Below are 1,592 nucleotides of genomic sequence, written 5' to 3'. Positions count from 1 at the left end.
CGACGATGGCCTCGGCGAAGCCCTCGACGTTGTCGCCCATCACCTTGATCGGGAAATGGGTGGGGTAGGTGATGAGCGACTGCTCGGGCGGGATGTCGGGTGGCGTGTCCATGGCGTGGCCTCAGAGGGATTGCTCGGCCACGGCGCGCTGGTAGGCGGCCAGCAGGCGCGCGCCCACCGGGCCGGGCTGGCCATTGCCCACCGGGCGGCCGTCGAGCGTGGTGATGGGCAGCACCTCCTTGGTGGCCGAGGACAGCAGCAGCTCGTCGGCGGCGAGCACCTCGTCGCGCGACACGCGGCGCAGCTCGAAGGGGATGCCGTTGTCGCGGCAGATCGACTCGATCAGGCCATAGCGGATGCCTTCCAGCACCAGGTGGTCCTTGGGCGGCCCCATCACGGTGCCGTTCTTCACCACCCAGACGTTGCTGGCCGCGGCCTCGCTGAGGAAGCCGTCGCGGAACATCACGGTCTCCAGCGCGCCGGCGTCGGCGCTGATCTGGCGCGCGAACACCGCGCCCAGCAGGCTGGTGCTTTTGATATGGGCCTTCTGCCAGCGGAAGTCGTCGGCTGTCACGCAGGCCACGCCGTTGGCGCGCTGCTCGGCGCTGGGCAGCTTCATCTCGCCGGCCATCACGAATACCGTGGGCGTCAGGCCCGGCACCATCACGTGGTCGCGCGGCGCCACGCCGCGCGTGACCTGCAGGTAGATCAATTGGTTGGCCACGCCCGCGGCCTGGCGGTCGGCGATCAGCCGGCGCGCGATCGCCAGCCATTCGTCGCGCGTGTGGGGGTTGGCGATGCGCAGCTCGCGCAGCGAGCGGTCCAGCCGGTCCATGTGCTCGGTGAAGCGGAAGATCCGTCCGCTGTAAGCCGGCAGCACCTCGTAGACGCCATCACCGAAGATGAAGCCGCGATCGAGCACGCTGATGCGCGCGTCGCGCAGGGCGGTGTAGTCGCCGTTGAGAAAGCAGAGCGAATCGGGCAGGGGAGGGTTCATGAGGGGATTATCCGGCCGGGTGTTTTCGCCCGCGCGTGACCGCTCCCGAGCCTTGACTGGCCCATCGGGTTTCTACGTATAATCAATGGCTTTGCGAACCTGACCGGTCCGTCATCTCTCCGTCAACCGCGTTGTCGACCCATGCTGACTGCCAAGCCGACGCCGCCCCTGACCGATGACCCCGGAGATGGGGCGCAAGAACCCGAATTCAAGCCGTTGACGCGCGAGGAAGCGCGGCAATGGCGCGCCAGCCAGCCGGGGCTATCGCTCTGGCGGCTGGTGGGGGTGCAGTGGCTGGTGGGGCTGCTCGCCGCCGCGGTTGCCGCGTTGCTCACGCAACGGGGCTCTGTCGCGGTGTCGGTCCTGTACGGCGCGGCAACGGTGGCGATCCCTTCGGCCCTCATGGCCTACGGATTGACCTCCAGCGCCTTGTCCCGGCTCTCGTCGGGCTTTGCGCAGGCCGCGCTGGTCGGTTTCCTGTTCTGGGAGGGCGTGAAAGTCCTGCTGTCGGTGGCTCTGCTGGCCGCGGCGGTCTGGATCCTGCCCGAGCCGAACTGGATCGGGCTGCTGATCGGGCTGGTGTTGGTTCTCAAGG

Annotated in this window: 3 protein-coding genes; 1 reads left to right on the top strand and 2 read right to left on the bottom strand. The window is 68.3% G+C overall.

The window, feature by feature from the left end:
* Both BGO22_RS15540 and BGO22_RS15535 read right to left on the bottom strand, forming a co-directional pair.
* Positions 1 to 112: DUF493 family protein (locus BGO22_RS15540; RefSeq protein WP_286851591.1), on the bottom strand; the 112-nt coding region annotated here is incomplete at its 3' end.
* A gap of 9 nt (positions 113 to 121) precedes the next feature.
* Positions 122 to 997, bottom strand: coding sequence for a D-amino acid aminotransferase (locus BGO22_RS15535; RefSeq protein ID WP_286851590.1), 876 nt, complete (start codon positions 995 to 997; stop codon positions 122 to 124).
* Between the two features lie 141 nt (positions 998 to 1,138).
* On the opposite strand from BGO22_RS15535, the gene BGO22_RS15530 reads away from it, so the two are divergent.
* Positions 1,139 to 1,592, top strand: a 454-nt coding sequence (locus tag BGO22_RS15530; RefSeq protein WP_286851589.1) for an ATP synthase subunit I, incomplete at its 3' end; no start/stop codon positions are given.

It is taken from the genome of Hydrogenophaga sp. 70-12 (assembly GCF_001897365.1).
Classification (GTDB): Bacteria; Pseudomonadota; Gammaproteobacteria; order Burkholderiales; family Burkholderiaceae_C; genus Hydrogenophaga; species Hydrogenophaga borbori.
This window is presented reverse-complemented; position numbering and strand designations above follow the sequence as displayed.

Excerpts from the sequence above, each read along its gene's own strand:
- BGO22_RS15535 (WP_286851590.1), bottom strand. The coding sequence starts at position 997 with ATGAACCCTCCCCTGCCCGATTCGCTCTGCTTTCTCAACGGCGACTAC.